Genomic DNA, 19159 nt, shown 5'->3' with positions numbered 1-19159 from the left:
CCCGGCTCACGTCGAGGGCTTGTGGCCGAGGATCTTCTCGATCCGTGCCCGGTTGGCAGCCTGCCCCCCGTCCAGGAACGCCGCGTAGATCTCCAGCAGCACCGAAACCGAGTGACCGGCCCACGCAGCGACCGTGGCCGGGTCGACCCCCGCGGCCAGCTGAGTGCTGACGGCCGCGTGCCGAAGGTCGTAGGGCCGCCCCGCAAGCGGTGTCGCTCGAACCTGCTCGGTTAGAACCGCCTTGCGGGCGGCACGCCAGGCGCGGGTATAAGTGATCATCGGTATCTCGCCGCCCTGCTCTGCCTGGAACAGCCGGCCGTCCGGCCCGTACCCGAACATCCGCACATGCCGCCAGAGCAGCCGGGTCAGGTCCGGCGGAAACGCCACGGTGCGTTCCTCGTCGTCGTCTCGAGACTTCAGCGGCCGGTCGTCGCGCGGCTTCCCGCTGTCGGTCCACCGGCCCCCGACGTGCGGCTCCGCCTTGTCCAGGCGAAACTCGCCCCAGTCGTAGTCGAACTCGTTCGTCTCCTCGTTCCAGACCGGCTCCGGGAACGAGGCCAGGTTCCGCTTGTTCAGCGACACGGCTTCCTCCGGCCGCAAGCCGGCGTAGTACATGGTGCCGAAGAACGCCTCGAGCCGCGGCCCGCTGCGTGGCAGCGCGCCGACGCCGGCCAGCAACGTGCGGGCCTGGATCGGGTTTGGCACCGCTCGCTTGTCGACCTTGCGTTTGCCCTTGGGCATCGCGGTCCACTTCACCGAGGCCAGCGGGTTCGCCTCGATCAGCCGCCTTTCGATGGCGTAGTCGAGCGCGTTGAACAGCACGCCGCGCGTCTTGCGCGCCACGCTCGGAGCGAACTTCTTGCCGTCGAGCCGCCGCGTCACGGCGCGCTGCAGCGCACGGAGGATGTCCGGGTCCATGACCGCCCGGACCGACAACGTGTTGCGCGCCAGCCAGTCGAGCACCTTTCGCACTTCGGCTGGCACCTCGCGGTTGGTGCGGTACTCGGTGTTGTATCCCCACTGCCGCAACGCGGACCGCACCGCCTTCGCGTCGGGCGGGTTCTTGCCCGCCTTGACAAATACCGGCATCACGCGCATCAGCGCTTCAGCCCTCGTCTGCCTCGCAGTCGCGGCGGCGTCCGGCCACTTCATGTCGACATAGGCGACCGTGAAGTCGTACCAGGACATATCCCCCTTGGGTCGCGTCATCGACGACGGCAGGCCGGACACCAAGTCGAAGGACTCGCCCTTGTTCTGCGCTGACAGCAAGTCCGAGCGGAAGTTCTCCGCCTGCCGGTAGTTCTTGAACGACTCGCGGAAATCCTCGCGCTCGACACGCCAACGCACGCGATAGCTGGTGATCTGCCCGGCCGCGTTGCGGCGCGTGTCGAGAGCCCACACGCGGACGTTGTAAGACGAGTTGATCACGCAGCCACCTCACGGTCTTCCAGCCAGGACTCCAGGTCGCAACGACGAATCCGGACGCTACCGTTCGGCAGCTTGATGCACTTCGGGGCGCACTCCTTCGCGCGCCATTCGTAGAAAGTGGACGGTGCGATGTCCAGCTCTTCGCAGACGTCTGCAATCTTGAGCAACTCACGCTTGGTGGAACCGCGCTGGTGCGCCATGGCTTGCCTCCGAACGGCCCGGCGAGCGGGCACAAACGCCGGCCCCGACGTGAGCGCGTCGGGGCCGATCTGGTGACGGTGTGTGGGTGGTCGCCGTGATGGCTGGCAGGTGGTGGGGCGATGGGTTGACCGCTGGCGTGTCCGTGTTGTGTGGCGGGGCGGGAAGAAACCCGCAAACCCGCAAAGTGGCCGTCGACCTGCGGATCTGCTGGCGGGTTTGTCTGCGGGTTTGCGGGTTTGAACCCGCGGATCGGCGGGTTTGCGGGTTTGCGGGTCAGTGGCCCGCGACAAACCCGCAAACGATCATGACCGCGTTTTTGCTGTTCAGAGAGCTAGAACAAGATCGTTTGCGGGTTTGCGGGTTTGCGGGTTTCTTCTCGGCTGGTGTGACTACGAACCGTCCTTCTCGACCCAGTAGGTCAGGACGTTCTTGTGGCTTTCGAGCACGCTGCGTAACACGACGTCGCCGTGCCAGCGGTCCACATGCCCTGCCAGCAATCGCCCGAGCGACTTGGTGGTGAGCGGACGGCCGGCGCCGTTGGTGGGGAACGTCCCGTCCCACACGTCGGTGCCGACCATGCTCTCCTGCCCGCTGACGGTCAGCTCCTTGGCCGTCAGCGCTCGGTCGCCGTGGAGGTCGCGCCAGGTGAGCAGGAACGAGCGCCATTCGGCGTTGTCGTCGTCGAGGTCCCGGTTGGCCGCGGCGTTGGCGAGGAACCCGCCGATGCCGTGGTGTTCGAGGAACCCGCCCAGCTGGCGAGCCCAGGCGGTGAACTGCCGCATCTGCGGGACGGCGGTGGCCGTCGGTGCCCCGTGCGTGGTCCAGTCGAGAATCAGGATCAGCACGTGCCGCAGCACCGTCGCCCGGTTGACCGGATCGAGGGTCCAGGAGTCCAGGTTCGGGATCGTGAACCCTGTGCGGGCTTCCGGGCGGGGGCAGTTGGGGTCCAGCCGCACCCACACCGTGCGCGAGGCCATGTCCGCGCCGGTGTGCAGGTTGTTGCCGGTGGCCAGCCACAGCCGGTCGTTCGGGTAGGTGGCCGCGGCGTTGGTGCCCAGGCGGCGATCCGACCACGTCCGCTCGGTCATCAGCCGCGCCAGCGTCGCCGACTTGACCACCGAGCCCTCGGTCAGGTTGTCGAACACCACCACGCCGGCGGCTTCGGCGAGCACGGTGGTGATGAGCTTGCGCAACTCGTCTTCCGAGTCGTTCCAGGTCAGCACTTTCTGCCCGACCAGCAGCCCCACGCACCCGGTCAGGATCGTCTTGCCGGAGCCGGGCATGGACGCCTCGATCATCCCGAACGGCGACAACGCGCAGGTGTAGGGCCGGATCAGCGGCGTCACCAACAAGGCCAGGTAGTTCGCCCGGTCAGCGTCGCTGCGCCACGGGAAGTCCCGCAGGAACCGGTCCAGCAGAAACTCCCGCGCCGCCGTCACCTCCTCCGGGCTCGGGTGGTCCGGGATCGGGGCCAGGTCGTCGTTGCGGGCCAGGTAGAACCCGGTCGCCGGGTCGTAGCCAGGGGTCTGCAGCAGGGTGCCGTCCGGGCGGATCACCGGGGTGGAGATGATCCGCCGCAACACGGGCAGCCCTGGCCAGTGCTGCCGGGCCAGCACCGCACCGAGCACGTCCCGGCCGGGCATCACCTCTTCGTCGCCTCCCTTATTCTTGGACTGGATGATCTGGGTGTGTTCGGCCAGCAGCCCGGCCAGCAGCGGCGGTTTGAGCACCGACGCGGTGATCGGCAACGCCACGTCGTCGTCTCCGGTGGCCGGGCCGGCCGCGCCGGAGATCTCCTCCACCACGACCGGGGCGCCGTCGGAGACGTAGGTGTCGGGCACGATGCGGTCGTTGAGCGCGGCGGTCAGGACCCGGATCGCTTCGGGGTCCTCGCCGATGCGCAGCAGCGGCCGGCCTCCGTCGCCGATGGGCCACAAGGGACGTGCTCGGTTCGGTGCGCTTTCCGGAGTCGTGGCCATGGGCGTGTCCTCCTCGTGCAAGTGGTGCACCGCCGCGTGACGCGGCGGTAGTCCAGTCGGTCAGGCAGCGGCGGGGGCGGCGTCGCGGGCGGCATCGCGCTTTGCTCGGGCGCGCGTGGGCTAGGCCCGATGCCGGTCTCTGTTCTCATCCGGCGAAGCCGAGATGCTTTACGGACAAGCTGAACAAACACTCAAGCTCATTCACTAGCCGTAATTCCCGCCGGGCTCATCGGCTCCAAGCTCCATGAAGCCGGATTAGCGGCTCGCTCGGCATGGGCGGTAGCCAGCTCAGGCCAGAGCACGTCAAGCGTTACGTATCGGCCAACTGGGGTCCCACGCCAAGTTCAAGCCGGATCGGGAACTTGAAGGCACACATAAGCTCTTCAACCGACCGGACAGACTTGGAGTGACCACATAAGAGTAAGTGCCGTCCGCTCCAGTAAAACCATCGAGGCATGTCAGCAGAGCCGTCAGGCGCGCGAATCGGAATCCCATTTCCGCTGCATTCGAAACAGCCCTGCTTGCCCATGTCTACCTTGCAGCCGATTACAACGATACGTCCATTCAAACGGGCCTTAAAGCTCTCAAGCTGGTCGATGGATCCCGGCCAGCCGCCGGACGGCTGTGCGCCTCGCTTCACTGAAGCTAGCCGCCTACAACCACGGCACCCGGGACCCAACAGGCCTGACAGAGGGCGTCCGGCGAGTGACCTAGCTACGATCGGGACATGAACAACGCTCCCGCCGGCGGCCCCTGGTGGTTCACGGCAGTAGTCGCCGGTATCACCGCTCTAGCCACACTGCTTGCAAGTGGCCTTACTACATGGCTAACTCTTCGATATACCAATAAACGAGCAGCAGCGGAAATGGAGCACCAACGCACAGAAGAACGCTTCAAGCTCCTGCACTCGCAGCGAATGACCGCCTATGCTCAGATGAATCAATTCCTTTTGTATCTGCAACATTACATGACAGAGGTACAAAAGACAGTCTTAGAGTTCGACGGGCAATCCATAAGCTCGCTCAATGTCGCAAAGATTACAGAGCCATACAAGCAACTTTTACCACTCATCAAAAGCCTCACGGAACCCGCCACTCAGATTTCACTGGTAGGCACAGCTGAACTAAATCAAGCGATTCAGGAATTACTTCTTACCGCAACCAAGCAACAGGCTACACTGACCTCAATGTTTACCAACAGAATATTCGACGCAGAAACGGCGACAAAAACCTATCAATCCCTGTCCGCGGCCATAGAAGCGCTGCGACGAATTATGCAGACTGAAATCGGCGTGATCGTCCCCAAGGGTAACGAATAACCTGGTCGCCGGAAAACAACCGAACCCGCGTCGCAGCCACCGGCAGATGCACTGATCACTACAGCCCTTGATCGCTCTTCCGGCTGTCGCAATAAGGAACGATCACCCAAGGGTTGGCCCTCATGATCAACAGAGGTAAGTAAGCATCACCCAAAAGGTTAAACCTCGGCGGCTTTGTCGGACGGCATTCGCTGCGTACGGCGCTTCTGCTCCGCCCGGATCTCGTCGTACGTCTGCGACGGAATCAGCGGATCCCGCAGCGCTTGCGCGAGGTCGTCATCGCTGGCGTTGCCGATGCCGGCGGCCTGTACGCGGTCCTTGGCTGCTGTGTCGCGCGGGCGGGCGATGGAGATGAAGTGCTGGTCGTCTCCGCCGATCTCGACGGCGGCGGCGTGGTCCTCGGGCTGCAGGGCTTTGCGGTTGTCCTCCGGTACGAGCTGGACGTTGGGGTTCGTGCTCGACATCTCCCGCAGGGCACGGTTCAGCTCGTCAGCGTCGACATCCCCGAGGGCTTTCCGGATGTCAACGAGGCTGACCCATCCGCCTTCCTCTCCGGCCAGCTTGGTCACGGCGTCGCGGACGCGGTCCTCGGTCGAGGGCGCCGACGCGGCAGCCACTTCGTTGTCGGGCGGCTCGCCGGAATCAGCAGTCGCGCCGCCGGGAACCTGCTCTGTTTCGGGCACGGCCGGTTCCACCCGCGCCGGGGCGCCGTCACCGAGTTGCCCGCTGCCGCTGGTGGCGGGCGGCCGGTTGCCCTTGCCCAAGGAGGAACCTCGCCCGCCCATCACCGACCACCGCCGTCCCACCGCGTCGGGTAGCACCGCACCGGCGTCCCGGCCTGGACCTGCTCGGTTGGCGGCTTGCCGTGCACCAGCACCAGCGCCGGGGCGAGGCGGTCCAGCATTTCGGCGTAGCCGGCGGCGAACAGCTCCCGGGCCACCGGCTCGCGCCATACCCCGACCGTGGACACCGCGACCACCGAGCCGGCCGGGATGCCGGCGAAGGCGAAGGGGTAGGAGTCCGGTGTGGACCACGACACCGTGGGGACGACGGTGACGCCGTGGTGGTGCAGCCAGGCGCCGCACCAGCGGGAGCGGTAGACCTGCCACAGCTGCATCACCAGCGGCATGTCCCGGTACAGGCTGAAGTCCGGCGTGAGCGCCACGCCGACCGAGCGGCAGCGGGACAGGCCACGCACCGGCTTGGACCACACGACCTCGAACCGGTAGTCGTCGAGGAAGAAGTGCACCGCCGTGTCCGGTCCGGCGGTGGCCGTGGCGTGGCGGTCGGTGTAGGCCACCAACCGAGCAGGCTCGAACACCGCCCGCGGCAGCAGCGGGATTCCCCACTCGTTGTCGGTGGGCCACAGGGCGCGGCAGTTGAGCTTGTCGAAGTTGCCGGGCGTGTCCGCCCAGCGGTGGCTGGTCCGGGTCCCGCCCAACCCGAGTTCCGGCGCGGGTCTGGGCGGGACGGAGGTGTCGGCGGTGGTGGTGAGAGTCATGGGGTCAGCTCCTCGGATCGGTGGGGGCGGTGGTGGTCAGGCCGCGGCCGGGACAGCGGCGAGGTGGGCGAGCAGGGCGGTGCCGATGTGGCGGGTGTAGGCGGGCGGGATGGCTTCGGCGATCTCGCGGCGGACGTCGGTGTGGTGGATGCCCATGGCGTCCTGCCACTCGGTGATCGAGCCCTTGCCGCCGCCGTCGCCGTAGACCGCGACCATGTCCCCGTCGTAGCGGACGCCGTGGCGCCAGCCGGCCACCCGGTGCCCGCGGTGGCTGGGGCGCGGGGGCTGGTCGACGGTGAAGCCGTCGATCTCGAAGTAGCGGTGTCGGAACACCCGCAGGGCGAACGCGAGCCCGCAGAGGGTGAGGTCGCGCCGGAGCTTGGAGCCCTGGACGTTCTCCAGCACGGTCGGGATGCCGGTGCGTGCCCGGAGGCGGGCGAGCGCGGCCCGCGCGGGCGGGATCAGGTCGATGTGGTTGTCGGTCCAGCCGGCGCGGCGGCGGTTGCCCGCGGTGAGCGCGCAGGCGTTCTGACACGGCGGGGAGATGTGCGCGGCGTCGAACTCGTGGCCGTGGTCGTCGATGAACTCGATCGCGTCGCCCTGGTGGAACTCGTAGGGGTAGTTCGGCTGCGGGGCGATGTCCACGCCGACGACTTCGAACCCGGCGTCGTGGTAGCCCTTCGCGGCACCACCCGAGCAGCAACAGGCGTCGAGGATTCGTTTACGTCGCATCGGTTTCTCCTCCCCGTTCGAGGGCAGATCGGACGGCGTGATCGGCCGCGTCGAGGGTGGGTTCGCCAACCAGGTAGTCGTGCAGGTAGGAATCCGGGTCCAGCCCGGCGGTGTAGAGGCAGGCTTCGCACGTGCGGTGCGCTCGCGGGAGTTCGGCCCACCCGGTCTCGCCGCACTCGCGGCAGGTGCGCCGCGCCGCCATCGCCTTCGCCAGCGCCGCCTCGCGGGCCGGGGTCATCGGCCGGACCGGTTTCGCGTCGGCGATCAGGTACAGGTTGGCGTGCACGATCTTGGCGGCCTTGCGGCACCGGAAGTACAGGAACGCCACCGGGTCCTGCCCACCCGGCCGCTTGCCGAGCGCGCGCAGCTGGCGGCGCGTGGCGAGCAGGCTCCGCGGTGCGGTGTTGTGCGACAGCAGGGGTTTGCCGTGCCAGCGGCCACGCGTGAACTCCGGATCCGGAGACCACGGCACCGGGGCCAGCACCCACGGATACCGACGTGCCATGACGGTTCACCTCCGTTCTCGTGGTGGTACCGGGAGGGCATCGGAAGGGCCGGACACGCGCGGCACCCGGCCCTGCAGGTAGTCGTGCAGGTAGGAGTCCGGGGAGTGGTCGGCGCGGTAGAGGCGGGCTTCGCGGGTGCGGTGCGCCTTGGGCAGTTCTGCCCACCCGGATTCGCCGCACTCGCGGCGGGGACGGCGGGTGGCCATCGCTCGCGACGGGCCTGTTCGCCCAGCGCGCCTTCGACGACGTGATCATGGAGGACATCGGAGCGGCGGCGGGCATAGCCGTACCCAGCGTCTATCGACACTTCCCCAGCAATGCGACCGTCATGGTGGCGATCGGCCACCGAGCGGCGGCGGCGGGCGTTGGCGGCCCGTGCGGGCACTCCAGACATCGGATGAGCGCTCGGCCCTGCGTCGCCTGGTGGCGTCGTACGTGCACACGATCTTGCACACACCGGAGCTGCTGGTGTCGTTCTTGGCGGACCGCGTGACGATGCCGGACCGGGACAAGGTGGACTTGCTGCGGGTCCGCGGGATTACGTGGCCCAGTGGATGACGCTGCTGTCGGCGGTGCGGCCGGAGTTGCCACCGCGAGAAGCGAAGATCACGGTCCACGCGGCGCTGACCATCGCCAACGACCTGGCCCGAACGCGCCGAGTGGCGTACCGCCCGAGCTTCGAGGCAGAACTCACGACGTTGCTGCGCACAGGGCCGGCGTCGCGAACCAGACACAGGGCAGGCGACTATTTTCGCAACAAATCGACAATCGACCCGCCGGAATTGCACACCACCCCGTCGTACCCACGTGCAACCAGGTCATGACACTACGTGAATAAATGGGCAACACCCACTGGGTTCGAACAAATGTCTGATCGACCCTTCCGCTTCGAGATCCTGTTGCCAGCGCAAACGTTTAGTCGGGGTCACCCGGATGGATTAGCGCTGTTGCAGGTACCGTTTTGGCGTTACCAACCGACCTCGCCGCCTCACGTCATGTTCGACCGGTGCATCGCCGAGCAAGTCCGCCCGGCGGTGAGGAAAGGGTGACAACTGTGGATGACGAGCTTCAACGCTCGAAGGAATCGCGGGAACGCTCACGCTTCATGATCATTGTGAGGCTGAGCGGCCCGGTCATCATCAAGGTGACCGGGCCCGCTCTGGCTCTGGTCCTGGTTCTGGCTTTGCTGGTCCTGACCTGGTACCTGAGCCGCTAACTCCGCTACCCGGGGGGTCCTGATCCTTACAGCGTGGATCAGGATCCCCCTTTTAGCGTCACAAACACACTACATCGTTCACTCGTTCGGACGTTGCCACTGGGTGCCAATTCGCGGTCGGTCGCCGGCCTTCTCGCGCCTGCAAAGGCTGCGAGCTGCAGCTCAGGCGGCCCGGCCGCGGGGTGACGCGGCGGGGGTTGTCGATCCCGGCCCGCAGCGCGGTGTCGACAACGCCGTCGTCTTTGACTGCGGAGTCGGGGGTGTTCCAGGCCGCGACGGCCGCCTGCAGTTCGGCCCGCGCGTAGTCCTCGTCCAGCAGCCGTGCGCCGACCAGTTGCCCGAGGGCGTAGGCGGCGGTGGACAGGACCTTGTTGCGGGTGCCTGGTTGCGCCGCACGCACGCGGCCGGTCTCGCCCCGCACGGCGGCGGCGGTGTAGGCGTCCGGGGCGGCTACGGGCTTCTCGTTTCGTTCGGAGATGGCCACATGCGCGCGTTCGACGGCGGCCTGGACCAACCACCCCGGCAACGGAGCAGGGTCGGTGTCGCCCATGAGTCCGTAGCTGCCTTGCGGGAGCAGGCTGCCCGGGGCGAGGGCGTAGCCGCCCCAGCCGCGGGTGTCGATGTTCGAGGCGATGTGCTTGACCGTGGACCGCAGTCGGCACCCGGGCGGCGCGGTGTAGAGCAGGTGCCGGCCATCGGTCGGGGTGTCCACTGTCCACGTGTCCGGCAGCGGCCCACCTCGTTCCGCGGCAAGGGATCGGAGTTGGGTCCAGCCGTCGGGGTCGTGCTCGCCCTTGTGGCCCGGTTTGGGTTGGTCGCAGTCGAGCAGGAACAGCCCCGAGGGTCCGGGGAACAGCGCGATGTTCCACAACGGACCTTCCGACCACTTGGCCGCGACCCGGTCCGGGTCGTCGGTGGCCAGCTGTTCCGGGGTGGCGTGCCCGCGGGTGCAGACGCCGGCGCCCGCGCAATCGGCGAGTTTGTGCCAGTGCGCGGCCTTGGTGCCCGGTCGGCAGGGGAAGACCTTCCACCCCCTGCCAGCGATGTCCAGCGCCGCCGCGCGGAGCCCGGCAGCGCGGCCGAATCTCGAACACGAAGGGCGAGACGATATCCCAGTACGGGTTCGAACTGACGTCTGCGTCGGCAGTCATGTAATGAACGAAGCGAAGATCGAAAGCCGCGTCCACCCGTTCATCACCCGTCCCCCGCAGTCGAGGCGCCATGTCGAGGTAGTCGGCCACCTTTGGGTATTCGGCACGAAACCGCTGATCATCGGCAAGTAGGGTTGCCAGCTCGTCACGACGTTCAGCCGTCAGCACCAGTTCGTTCACTCCTCCGATCTTGGTCACTGCCCCAGTGACCTGCAAGCCCGCCGACGGGCCGCGGGATCAACCCGGATCGCCGTTCGCTTCTCGCATGTGGGTGCAGTAGTGCGGTTCTCCGAGGTGTAGGGGTTCGACGAGGTCCTGGTAGGCCCAGAAGTCCTGCGCCTCCACCCCTGCCACTTATCGCCTGTGGCAGTAACGCCAGCGTGAGTCGTAGAGACTGGTACAAAGTGTCGGCCGGGGTAGTCCCGGCTGCCGTGAGAGAGGTGCACTAAGTGGCGGTTGAGGCTGTGGAGCTGGTCGTGTCAGCGTTAACGGCTGGCGCGGTGGCGGGGGTGAAGGACTCGGCGAGTGCCGCGGTGAAGGACGCGTACGCCAGCGTGCAGAGCGGTGTGCGCCGGCTCCTAAGCCGCAGCGGCGCGGGCGACGGTGTGTCGGTGTTGGAGGCATATGCGGCAGCCCCTGACGAGCACCGCGACGACCTGGTCGCGGCGCTGACCGCTGCGGGCGTAGCCGAGGACGCTGAACTGGTCGCGGCCGCGCAGGCGGTCCTGGCTGTCGTGGATCCGCCCGGGGCCGGGGCGGGCAAGTACGACGTGCGGGTGCGGGACTCACAGGGCGTGCAGGTCGGTGACGGCAACACAATGAAGCTGAAGTTCTGACCAGGATCGGGCGATGACACCCCCACCCGAGCATCCCGCCGAGCGGCAAGTCCATATTTCCGACAGCCGTGCGGTGCAGGTCGGCGACGGCAACGTCCTACACGTGCACGAGCGACCCACCCTGGGTTCGCTCTGGCCAGCGCAGGCGAAAAGACCGTCGGCACGGCGGGTGTTTCTCAGCCACACCAGCGAGCTGAGGGAGCTGCCGCAGCCGCGGTCGTTCGTGGCAGCAGCGGAAGCGGCGGTGACGCGGGCCGGAGACGCGGTGGCGGACATGGCCTACTTCACCGCCCGAGATGTCACACCCGAGCAGGTCGACCGCGAGAAGCTGGCCGAGGCCGATGTCTATGTCCTGATCGCGGGCTTCTGCTATGGCTCGCCGGTCCGGGACCGCCCGGAGGTCTCCTACACCGAGCAGGAGTTCCAGACCGCCACCGACGCCGGCTTGCCGCGGCTGGTGTTTCTGCTCGCCGAGGACACCGAAGGCCCCCCGGCATTGTTCCGGGACCTGCGCTACGGGGCCCGGCAGGAAGCGTTCCGGCAACGACTGCACGACAGCGGCGTCACCGTGACCACGGTGTCCTCGCCCGACCAGCTGGAAACCGAGCTGCTGCAGGCGTTGACCGACCTAGCTCGCCCCGAGCAGCAGTCGATGCCCGCGGGTCGGATCTGGAACATCCCCGCCCGCACCCTCACCTTCACCGGCCGCGACGATCTGCTGAAAGGGCTGCGCACCGCGTTGTGTTCGGGCCAGCCAGCGGTGGTGCAAGCAGTGCACGGGATGGCCGGGGTCGGTAAAACCACCGCCGCGATCGAGTACGCCCACCGCCACGCCGAGGATTACGACGTGGCCTGGTGGGTGCCTTCGGAAGACCGGGACCTCATCGCTAACCACCTGGCCGACCTCGCCCGAACCTTGGACCTCGCCTCCGACCAAGACTCGCTGGCCATCGCACTCGCTCGACTACGCGGCGCGCTGCGGACACGCGGCCGGTGGCTGCTGGTGTTCGACAACGCCGAAGACCCCGCCGCACTGCGGCCGCTGCTGCCCGGCGGCGACGGACACGTCATCATCACCTCCCGCAACCCTCACTGGGACGATGTCGGAGCCGCGCTGCCGGTGCAGAAGTTCACCCGCACCGAATCGGTCCATCTGCTGCGATCGCGTCGACCCCAGCTCACCGAGGCCGACGCCGACCGCATCGCCGAAGCGCTCGGCGACCTTCCACTGGCCCTCGCCCAAGCCGCTGGGCTGCTGGCCGGCACCGGCTGGACCGCTGATACCTACCTAAACCTGCTCACCCAGCGCACCGACGAACTGCTGGCACGGCACGAATCCGCCAGCGGCTACCCCGTCTCACTCACCGCGGCCTGGACGGTGTCGTTCGATCAGCTCGCCCGAGACCACCCCGCGGCCCTCGACACCCTCACCCTCCTGGCCTGGCTGGCTCCCGAACCGGTCCCGCTCACCCTGCTCACCCACCAAACCGGCGAAGGCGGAGCCATCGCTCAGGACCCACTGGCCTTTGCCGACCTCACCGCCGCCCTGCGCACCCGCGGCATGGCCGACGTCACCACCACCACTATCCAGCTCCACCGCGTCCCCGCCGCCCTTCTCCGAGCACGCGCCTGCCACGACATCAAAGCGGACGACCAAGACGCCACCTGGCCCGTCACCGCAGTACGGCTGCTGGATGCCGGGCTACCCGGCGACCCCTTCGACAACCCGGCTAGCTGGCCTCAGTGGCAGTCTCTTCTGCCGCATGTACTCACCGTTTGCGATCCTGCGCGTAACCTCCAATTATTAGAAGAGACAATCGGTCACATGCTCAACGAGACCGGGCTCTATCTCTATTCTCGCGGCAACGCCCGCGCCGCATTGCCGCTGCACGAACGCGCGTACACACTCCACAAGGAGGTGCATGGCGCCGACCACCCCCACGCCCTCAGCGTCGCCGCAAACGTCGCCATCGACCTAGGCGCGTTGGGCAAGCACAAGCAGGCCCGCGAACTAAACGAAGACACCCTCGCCCGCCGCAAACGCACCCTCGGCAACGACCACCCCAGCACCCTCGCCGTCGCCAATAACCTCGCCGCCAACCTCAGCGCGTTGGGCAGGCACCAGCGGGCCCGCGCACTAAACGAAGACAACCTCGCCCGCCGCAAACGCATCCTCGGCGACGACCACTTCCACACGCTCGCCTCTGCCAACAACCTCGCCATCGAGCTCAGGAATTTGGGCAAGCACAAGCAGTCCCGCGCACTAATCGAAGACACCCTCGCCCGCAGCAAACGCAGCCTCGGCGACGACCACCCCAACACCCTCAAGTCCGCCAACAACCTCGCCGACGAGCTCAGCGCGTTGGGTGAATACAAGCAGGCCCGCGAACTAAACGAGGACACCCTCGCCCGCATCAGACGCATCTTCGGCGACGACCACCCCAACACCCTCGCCGTCGCCCACAGCCTCGCCGCCAACCTCAGCGCGTTGGGTGAATACAAGCAGGCCCGCGAACTAAACGAAGATACCCTCGCCCGCCGCAAACGCATCCTTGGCAACGACCACCCCGACACCCTCAGCTCTGCCAACAACCTCGCCGTGGACCTCAAGGCCCTGGGAAATGGCGGGGATGCGCCGAAATGACACGTCTCGTTGCCTGACCAACTGCCTGAAGACGGCACCAGACTCCTGCGCACATTGACGGACGTCAGCGGACTGCTACAGCCAGGCAGCCAGCGGCCCTGACCAGGTATTTCGCGCCTGCTAAGTGCCTGGACGTCAAGAGGTCACTGCATCGGAGTACCGCTCAACGCTGCGGCTCGGAGTCCGTCGTCAGTTCAACCCATAGTGGTCGGTCGCGTAGCGTGGTCGCGGCGAGTACGCGGGCTTCCTCGAACTCGCCGGGTCGGCGCTCGTAGATGACGGTCATGTCGGGCAGGACGTGCCAGCGGTCGACGACGTTGGGCTGGCCGGCAACGACGTAGGTGATGGCGTCGGTCAGGTCGGGGGCGTCCATGCGGTCCTCAGCGGCGGCGGTAGCGGGTGGGCTTGGATTCGAGCTTCATCTCCTGAAGGAGTTTCCGCGCCGCCTCACGGCCGGGGACGTGCTCGGCACTGCCAGCTGAAGCGCGGATTAGCTCGGCAAGTGCCATGCCGGCCATGCGGTGGCCGACCAGCTCGAACCAGCGAGCCACCACAGGCGCATGCATTCCGTGGAAGGTGACCAGGGGCGGGCCGTCGAGGTCGCGGATCACGATCTCGTCGCCGGTGTCATCGAGGCGCCAGAACGGCAGCCGGGAGCCGACGGCATGCACCTCGTCGGCGTGCTTCCTCATCCGCTTGGCTTCTTCGGCGCGTTCCAGCTGGCGCTCGTACTTCGTGACCATGACGTGCTCCTTGTGCAGGACGCCGGGCCGGCACTTCCCCTGCCTGCTCGACGCTCACCCGAATCTAGAACACACGTTCGACTGTTGTAAGTTGGCGCAGGTCACCCCCACCCCACCACCGCGGCCGGAGCGATCCGCAGACGGCAAGTCGAGGCGCCGGATCTGAGCACTACGACCAATGCGTGTCCAAAGGTCGTCGTCATGCGAGTCCGAATTGTCCATACGCGCAGGTCAAGGGCCATGCCCAGGCCCGACCGGGCGTAACCCTCCGGAGGCAGGTGTCGCAGGTTCGAATCCTGCCGAGGGCACCCAGCAAGCAACCGGCCTCTACCAGCGACACGCGGTAGGGGCCGTTTCGCGTCTGGCCCGGTGGACTGCGGCCGGATCCGGAGCCGGTGTACAGCCAAACCGAGCCTCGCCGGCGCCGTCTTCACCGGTCGGCGCGCGGCCCTGCGGAAGTTCGTCGCCTGCCGGTGTTCACGCCAACCGCTCGACGTGGAAGTACCCGACTGGGTTCGGGCCCTCGGTGATCACCACCACCGTGCCCTCCTGGATCCGGTACGGGCCCGCGTTCTCCACCACCAGCCAGCGGCCGGCCGCGGACGTCACCGCTGCGCCCGGCTCGAAGTCGCGGAGCACGAACGATGCCAGACCCGACTCCGCCGACCGCGGGGGTACGAACGCGTTCGCCGCGTAGGTGCCGGTCTCACCCGGGCGGGGTGGGCCCGTGGTGCGGCCGCCTTGGGACGGCGTCAGCCAGACCACTCGGCCTCGGAACGGGAACTCGAACACCGGACGAGTATGCACCACCGCCGCTCTGAAAGCGTTTTCAGTACAGACGACCCGCTTGGCCCACTCGGGCCGCCGCTACCCGGTGCTACCGTCGGCTCACCGGAGGCCCGCTCCGATCGGGGAGCGCTCTCGGATCCGGTGTCCGACACGTTCTTGCCCGCAAGGAGGCGCGCATGAAATCGTCCGGAAGCTTCAAGAAAGCGCTTACAGCAGCCGCCGCGGTGGTCACTGTGGCCGCGTTGGCTCCGCCGTCCGCCGCTGCCGCGGCCACCACCCTTTACGTGGCCCCCAACGGCAACGACTCCGCCGCCGGTACGCTGGCCGATCCGACCACCCTTCCGTCGGCGCTCAGCCGGGTCGGTTCCGGGGGCACCATTTCCCTGCGCGGTGGCACCTACTCCTACGCACAGACCGTCACCATCGCGCCCGCCAACAGCGGCACCTCCAGCGCGCGCAAGACGCTTTCCGCCTACCCCGGCGAGAAGCCCGTGCTGAACTTCTCGGCCATGGCGGAAGACCCGGCCAACCGGGGTCTCGCCGTCAACGGCTCCTACTGGCGCATCGCCGGCATCGTCGTCGAACGCGCCGGGGACAACGGGATCTTCGTCGGCGGGAGCAACAACGTCATCGAACGCGTCGTCACCCGCTTCAACCGTGACTCCGGCGTGCAGATCTCGCGGATCGCGTCGAGCACGCCCAAGGACCAGTGGCCGTCGAACAACCTCGTCGTGAGCTCCGAATCGCACGACAACGCCGACTCCGACGGCGAGGACGCCGACGGGTTCGCCGCGAAGCTCACCGCCGGCCCCGGGAACGTCTTCCGGTACGACGTCTCGCACAACAACATCGACGACGGCTGGGACCTCTACACCAAGACCGACACCGGCCCGATCGGCCCGGTGACCATCGAGGACTCCCTCGCCTACGCCAACGGCACCCTCAGCAACGGCACCGTCAACAAGAACGGCGACCGCAACGGCTACAAGCTCGGCGGCGACAAGATCGCGGTCAACCACATCGTCCGGCGCGACATCGCCTACCGCAACGGCCACCACGGGTTCACCTACAACAGCAACCCCGGCTCCATGACCGTTTCGGACAACGTCGGCATCGACAACGCCGAACGCAACTTCTCCTTCGACACCGGGACTTCGGTGTTCCGCAACGACACTTCGTGCCGCTTCGCCAGCGGCGGCTCGAACGACAAGACCGTCGGCAACGTCGACAGCTCGGACCAGTTCTGGACCGGCAAGAACGGGTCCCGGTGCTCGTCCTACGCCGGCACGATGAAGTGGTCCTTCGCCTCGGACGGCCGGCTCGTGGTCACCTTCGGCTGACCCGGCCTCGCGCGTGGGCCGGCCGGGCAGGCCGGTCCACGCGCCGTCACCCCGGCACTTCCCGCAGCAACACCGAGAACGCGGCGTCCACCGCGGGTTCGAGGGCCGCCGGGTCGTCCCCGGCCGTCGCGTGGCCCGCGCGGAAGCACGCCAGAGCCACGTTCGCGGCCAGTGACGCCTCCGCCGGGGGCATTCCCCGCGCCGTCAGCCTGCCGGCCATCGCCTCCGTCAGGGTCAGCAGCTTCCGCTCGCCGCGGTCGTGCAGCTCTTCGTTCTCCGCCACCAGTTTCTCGTGCAGCCGGTACCGCTCCGGGTCCGCCGTCACCGCCCGGCACATCACCGCGACCGCCGCCCGGGCTTCGTCCAGAGCCTCGCGGAACGACGGCCGCCCGGCCGACGGCACCGGAGCCGCCAGCAGTCCGGCGAGCAGGTGCTGCTCTTCGGCGAAGAGCACCTCCCGCTTGTCGCCGAAGTAGCGGAAGAACGTCGTGCGGCCCACCTCCGCGCGTTCGGCGATCTCGGTCACCGTCACGTCGGCGAAGCCCCGCTCGGCGAACAGCGCGAACGCCGCGTCGACGATCGCCTCCTGGGCACGGCGCTTCTTCCGCTCGCGCAGCGGCACCTCGGTCACGGCTGGATCCTAGCGTGACTGGACCCGATGCCATACGGTACTGAGTACCAATTGGGATCGAGTTCGAGGAGTGGCCGTGGAGACCCTGCTGATGACCGGGGCGAGCCGGGGGCTGGGCCGGGCCGCCGCCGAGGAGATCCTCCGCGCGCGGCCGGACGTCCACCTCGTCGTTACGGCGCGTGGCGGAGCACTCGCCGACGACCTGGCTCGGAGCACCGGCAACGCGAACGTGTCGGCGCTGCCGTGCGACCTCGCGTCCGGGCGATCCGTCCACGCCGCCGCCGGCGTCCTGACCAGCCGCCTCGACAGCGGCGCGCTGCCGCCGTTGCGGGGCTTCGTGGGCAATGCCGGCCTGCAGCTGACGAGCCGCGCCCACGCCACCGAAGACGGCATCGAGCCGACCTTCGCGGTGAACGTCCTGGCCAACCACCTCCTCGTGCGCCTGCTGTGGTCCCGGTTCACCGCGCCGGGCCGGATCGTGCTGGTCGGCAGCGACACCCACTTCGGCGATCTGCGGCACAACCTGGGCATGGTGCCCGCGCCGCGCTGGGAGCCCGTGGCCGAGCTCGCGCGTCCTCGCCCGGACGCGCGCACCGCCACCGACGGGCGCCGGGCCTACTCGACCAGCAAACTCGCCGTCATCCACCTCGTGCACGCCCTGGCCCGGCGGCTGCCGGACGGCGTCGACGCCTACACCTTCAACCCCGGCTACGTTCCCGGCACCGGGCTCGTCCGCGACGCCGGCCCGGCCGTCCGCTTCCTGTCGCGCACCCTGCTGCGAGGTCTCACCGCCACCCCGCTCGCCATGTCCGCGACCGAAGCGGGCGGCTTGCTCGCCGACGCCGTCATCGGCCCGCGCCCCGGCCCGACCGGTGCCTACATCGACCGCCGCACGGTGACCCCGTCGGCACCGGCGTCCTACGACCACGACCGCGAAGAGGAGCTCTGGCGCGAGCTGTGCGCGCTCGATCCTGTCGAAAAGCTGTGAACCGGACAGACCTGGCACTCCCCGCGCCGGCCGCGCGTTCTCCGGGTAGTGGAAACGGAGGGACCATGGGTGCTCTAGGGACGCTGCTCGGGTTCGCGCTGAGCCTGTACCTGCTCGTACTGGTCGCGCGGATGGTGCTGGACTGGGTCGCGGTGGTGGGGAACACCCCGCCGTGGGCGCGGCGCGCCCGTGGCCTGGCCTACGCCGCGACCGAGCCGGTGATCGGGCCGGTGCGGCGGGTCGTGCGGCCGGTGCGGCTCGGCGGGATTTCGCTCGATCTGGCCTTCACGCTCGTTTTCATCGGCGTGATCGTGCTGCGGGGCATCGTGTACGCGCTCTAAAGCTGTCCGCGGAACCCCGCGGACAGCCGGTCGACGCTGCGCTCGAGCTCGGCGCGAAGCCCGCGCAGGTCGACGCCGTCGGGGTCGATCAGGGCCTGCATCGAGATCCCGCGCAGCTGGGCCAGCAGCGCCGAAGCGTACGAATCGGGGTCGCGGACTCCGGTGATGGACCCGTCCGCGACCCCGCTGGCCACGGTCTGCGCGATGGCGAACCGGAACCGGCGGTCGGCCTCCGTCAGTGCGCCGCGCAGCGCCGAGTACTCCGCCGCGGCGTCGCCCCAGAGGGCCAGGAACGCCTGGTTGAGCGTCGGCATCGTGCGGATCAGCTCGAAGATGATGTCCAGCAGGGCGCGCAGCATGTCCATGGGGGTCGCGGTGGCCGCCCCGGTCCGGGCCGCGACAGCCTCGCTGTAGACGTCGGTGAACTCCTCGACGGCGTGCTCGACGAGCCGCTGCCCGAGCCCGTCCTTGTCGCCGAAGTGCTGGAAGACGACCGACCGCGCGTAGCCGGAGCGGGCGCAGACGCCGCCGATCTTCAGCCTGCCGAAGCCCTCTTCGGCGATCAGGTGTGCGGCGGCATCCAGGATGCGTGCCTCGACGGCGCCCTCGCCGTCCTCCTGGATCCGGCCTTCGGCGGCGCGGTCCACGCGGGTCATGTTAGCGACTGCAACCGCCCCTCACTGACCGAACCGTCAGCGGATCGTGCGAGAACGGTAAGCGGCCGCCCGCAGTCTCGGCGTCGGCATCCACCGACCCGAGAGGAACCTTCCGATGACCACCAAGACCGTGCTCGTTTCCGGGGCGGGCATCGCCGG

The 19159-nt window shown here is 68.0% G+C and carries 20 protein-coding genes and 1 pseudogene; 7 read left to right on the top strand and 14 right to left on the bottom strand.

Going from position 1 to position 19159, the window contains the following annotated elements; translation table 11 throughout:
• Positions 1-6: 6 nt before the first annotated feature.
• From CCN39_RS51625 to CCN39_RS10090, 3 genes are all read right to left on the bottom strand, one after another.
• Positions 7-1428 carry a tyrosine-type recombinase/integrase gene (locus tag CCN39_RS51625; protein ID WP_244210710.1) on the bottom strand — a complete coding sequence of 474 codons (1422 nt, stop codon included), beginning with the start codon at positions 1426-1428 and terminating at the stop codon, positions 7-9.
• On the bottom strand, positions 1425-1628 hold the full coding sequence (locus CCN39_RS10095; RefSeq protein ID WP_086840637.1) for a helix-turn-helix transcriptional regulator: 204 nt from the start codon (positions 1626-1628) through the stop codon (positions 1425-1427). Before CCN39_RS10095 ends, CCN39_RS51625 begins: the two co-directional genes overlap by 4 nt.
• Before the next feature lie 390 nt (positions 1629-2018).
• A complete protein-coding gene (locus tag CCN39_RS10090; protein WP_086840635.1) occupies positions 2019-3608 on the bottom strand; it encodes a hypothetical protein in 1590 nt (529 codons plus the stop codon).
• A gap of 727 nt (positions 3609-4335) precedes the next feature.
• Here CCN39_RS10090 and CCN39_RS49325 point away from each other — a divergent pair.
• Entirely contained in the window at positions 4336-4926 is a 591-nt protein-coding gene (locus tag CCN39_RS49325) for a hypothetical protein (protein ID WP_143263999.1), read from the top strand.
• Between the two features lie 158 nt (positions 4927-5084).
• On the opposite strand, the gene CCN39_RS10085 is transcribed toward CCN39_RS49325, so the two are convergent.
• The 5 genes from CCN39_RS10085 to CCN39_RS49320 are packed head-to-tail and all read right to left on the bottom strand — an operon-like array spanning position 5085 to position 7871.
• On the bottom strand, positions 5085-5690 hold the full coding sequence (locus CCN39_RS10085) for a hypothetical protein (RefSeq protein ID WP_086840633.1): 606 nt from the start codon (positions 5688-5690) through the stop codon (positions 5085-5087).
• Positions 5691-5710: 20 nt separating this feature from the next.
• The gene (locus CCN39_RS10080) at positions 5711-6427 is read right to left on the bottom strand and encodes a DUF4417 domain-containing protein (protein WP_086840631.1); all 717 of its coding nucleotides are present in this window, start codon (positions 6425-6427) and stop codon (positions 5711-5713) included.
• Between the two features lie 36 nt (positions 6428-6463).
• A complete protein-coding gene (locus CCN39_RS10075) occupies positions 6464-7159 on the bottom strand; it encodes a class I SAM-dependent methyltransferase (protein ID WP_086840629.1) in 696 nt (231 codons plus the stop codon).
• Entirely contained in the window at positions 7149-7664 is a 516-nt protein-coding gene (locus tag CCN39_RS10070) for an RRQRL motif-containing zinc-binding protein (RefSeq protein WP_086840627.1), read from the bottom strand. Before CCN39_RS10070 ends, CCN39_RS10075 begins: the two co-directional genes overlap by 11 nt.
• 6 nt (positions 7665-7670) lie before the next feature.
• Positions 7671-7871, bottom strand: coding sequence for a hypothetical protein (locus CCN39_RS49320; RefSeq protein ID WP_143263998.1), 201 nt, complete (start codon positions 7869-7871; stop codon positions 7671-7673).
• Between the two features lie 5 nt (positions 7872-7876).
• On the opposite strand from CCN39_RS49320, the pseudogene CCN39_RS10065 reads away from it, so the two are divergent.
• Positions 7877-8375, top strand: a pseudogene (locus CCN39_RS10065) (TetR/AcrR family transcriptional regulator); the annotation flags it as partial.
• A gap of 564 nt (positions 8376-8939) precedes the next feature.
• Here the strand turns inward: CCN39_RS10065 and CCN39_RS10060 are convergent.
• A complete protein-coding gene (locus tag CCN39_RS10060; protein ID WP_244210716.1) occupies positions 8940-9926 on the bottom strand; it encodes a bifunctional DNA primase/polymerase in 987 nt (328 codons plus the stop codon).
• 555 nt (positions 9927-10481) lie between these two features.
• Here CCN39_RS10060 and CCN39_RS10050 point away from each other — a divergent pair.
• Positions 10482-10868 (top strand): Het-E N-terminal domain-containing protein, encoded by a 387-nt coding sequence (locus CCN39_RS10050; RefSeq protein ID WP_086840624.1) that lies wholly within the window; start codon positions 10482-10484, stop codon positions 10866-10868.
• Between the two features lie 13 nt (positions 10869-10881).
• On the top strand, positions 10882-13512 hold the full coding sequence (gene fxsT, locus CCN39_RS50100) for an FxSxx-COOH system tetratricopeptide repeat protein (RefSeq protein WP_086840622.1): 2631 nt from the start codon (positions 10882-10884) through the stop codon (positions 13510-13512).
• Between the two features lie 163 nt (positions 13513-13675).
• On the opposite strand, the gene CCN39_RS10040 is transcribed toward fxsT, so the two are convergent.
• The 3 genes from CCN39_RS10040 to CCN39_RS10030 form a co-directional block, all read right to left on the bottom strand.
• Positions 13676-13885, bottom strand: a complete 210-nt coding sequence (locus tag CCN39_RS10040) for a hypothetical protein (protein WP_086840620.1) — start codon at positions 13883-13885, stop codon at positions 13676-13678.
• A gap of 7 nt (positions 13886-13892) precedes the next feature.
• Complete coding sequence (locus tag CCN39_RS10035; protein ID WP_086840618.1) at positions 13893-14255, bottom strand: hypothetical protein; 363 nt, start codon at positions 14253-14255, stop codon at positions 13893-13895.
• A 477-nt stretch (positions 14256-14732) separates the two neighbouring features.
• Positions 14733-15047, bottom strand: coding sequence for a hypothetical protein (locus CCN39_RS10030; protein ID WP_086840616.1), 315 nt, complete (start codon positions 15045-15047; stop codon positions 14733-14735).
• A gap of 173 nt (positions 15048-15220) precedes the next feature.
• On the opposite strand from CCN39_RS10030, the gene CCN39_RS10025 reads away from it, so the two are divergent.
• Positions 15221-16384 carry a right-handed parallel beta-helix repeat-containing protein gene (locus tag CCN39_RS10025; protein ID WP_086840614.1) on the top strand — a complete coding sequence of 388 codons (1164 nt, stop codon included), beginning with the start codon at positions 15221-15223 and terminating at the stop codon, positions 16382-16384.
• Positions 16385-16430: 46 nt separating this feature from the next.
• Here CCN39_RS10025 and CCN39_RS10020 read toward each other — a convergent pair whose 3' ends face one another.
• Positions 16431-17015, bottom strand: a complete 585-nt coding sequence (locus tag CCN39_RS10020) for a TetR/AcrR family transcriptional regulator (RefSeq protein ID WP_086840612.1) — start codon at positions 17013-17015, stop codon at positions 16431-16433.
• Between the two features lie 76 nt (positions 17016-17091).
• On the opposite strand from CCN39_RS10020, the gene CCN39_RS10015 reads away from it, so the two are divergent.
• On the top strand, positions 17092-18003 hold the full coding sequence (locus tag CCN39_RS10015) for an SDR family NAD(P)-dependent oxidoreductase (protein ID WP_341867702.1): 912 nt from the start codon (positions 17092-17094) through the stop codon (positions 18001-18003).
• Between the two features lie 65 nt (positions 18004-18068).
• Positions 18069-18344 (top strand): YggT family protein, encoded by a 276-nt coding sequence (locus CCN39_RS10010; protein ID WP_086840611.1) that lies wholly within the window; start codon positions 18069-18071, stop codon positions 18342-18344.
• Here CCN39_RS10010 and CCN39_RS10005 read toward each other — a convergent pair.
• Positions 18341-19000: a TetR/AcrR family transcriptional regulator gene (locus CCN39_RS10005; RefSeq protein WP_086840609.1), complete on the bottom strand. Its 660-nt coding sequence runs from the start codon at positions 18998-19000 to the stop codon at positions 18341-18343. The two genes, CCN39_RS10010 and CCN39_RS10005, sit on opposite strands and share 4 nt — an antisense overlap.
• Positions 19001-19159: the final 159 nt, after the last annotated feature.

The organism is Amycolatopsis kentuckyensis, assembly GCF_002155975.1.
Lineage (GTDB): Bacteria > Actinomycetota > Actinomycetes > Mycobacteriales > Pseudonocardiaceae > Amycolatopsis > Amycolatopsis kentuckyensis.
Note: the sequence above shows the minus strand (reverse complement) of the source record. Positions and strands in the feature narration are given on the sequence as shown.

What these genes read in the sequence shown, in the direction of transcription:
- CCN39_RS10090 (WP_086840635.1), bottom strand. Translation starts at nt 3,608, where the DNA reads ATGGCCACGACTCCGGAAAGCGCACCGAACCGAGCACGTCCCTTGTGG.
- CCN39_RS10005 (WP_086840609.1), bottom strand. Translation starts at nt 19,000, where the DNA reads ATGACCCGCGTGGACCGCGCCGCCGAAGGCCGGATCCAGGAGGACGGC.
- CCN39_RS10080 (WP_086840631.1), bottom strand. Translation starts at nt 6,427, where the DNA reads ATGACTCTCACCACCACCGCCGACACCTCCGTCCCGCCCAGACCCGCG.
- CCN39_RS49325 (WP_143263999.1), top strand. Translation starts at nt 4,336, where the DNA reads ATGAACAACGCTCCCGCCGGCGGCCCCTGGTGGTTCACGGCAGTAGTC.
- fxsT (WP_086840622.1), top strand. Translation starts at nt 10,882, where the DNA reads ATGACACCCCCACCCGAGCATCCCGCCGAGCGGCAAGTCCATATTTCC.
- CCN39_RS10075 (WP_086840629.1), bottom strand. Translation starts at nt 7,159, where the DNA reads ATGCGACGTAAACGAATCCTCGACGCCTGTTGCTGCTCGGGTGGTGCC.
- CCN39_RS10035 (WP_086840618.1), bottom strand. Translation starts at nt 14,255, where the DNA reads ATGGTCACGAAGTACGAGCGCCAGCTGGAACGCGCCGAAGAAGCCAAG.
- CCN39_RS10025 (WP_086840614.1), top strand. Translation starts at nt 15,221, where the DNA reads ATGAAATCGTCCGGAAGCTTCAAGAAAGCGCTTACAGCAGCCGCCGCG.
- CCN39_RS10095 (WP_086840637.1), bottom strand. Translation starts at nt 1,628, where the DNA reads ATGGCGCACCAGCGCGGTTCCACCAAGCGTGAGTTGCTCAAGATTGCA.
- CCN39_RS10010 (WP_086840611.1), top strand. Translation starts at nt 18,069, where the DNA reads ATGGGTGCTCTAGGGACGCTGCTCGGGTTCGCGCTGAGCCTGTACCTG.
- CCN39_RS10040 (WP_086840620.1), bottom strand. Translation starts at nt 13,885, where the DNA reads ATGGACGCCCCCGACCTGACCGACGCCATCACCTACGTCGTTGCCGGC.
- CCN39_RS10070 (WP_086840627.1), bottom strand. Translation starts at nt 7,664, where the DNA reads ATGGCACGTCGGTATCCGTGGGTGCTGGCCCCGGTGCCGTGGTCTCCG.
- CCN39_RS49320 (WP_143263998.1), bottom strand. Translation starts at nt 7,871, where the DNA reads ATGGCCACCCGCCGTCCCCGCCGCGAGTGCGGCGAATCCGGGTGGGCA.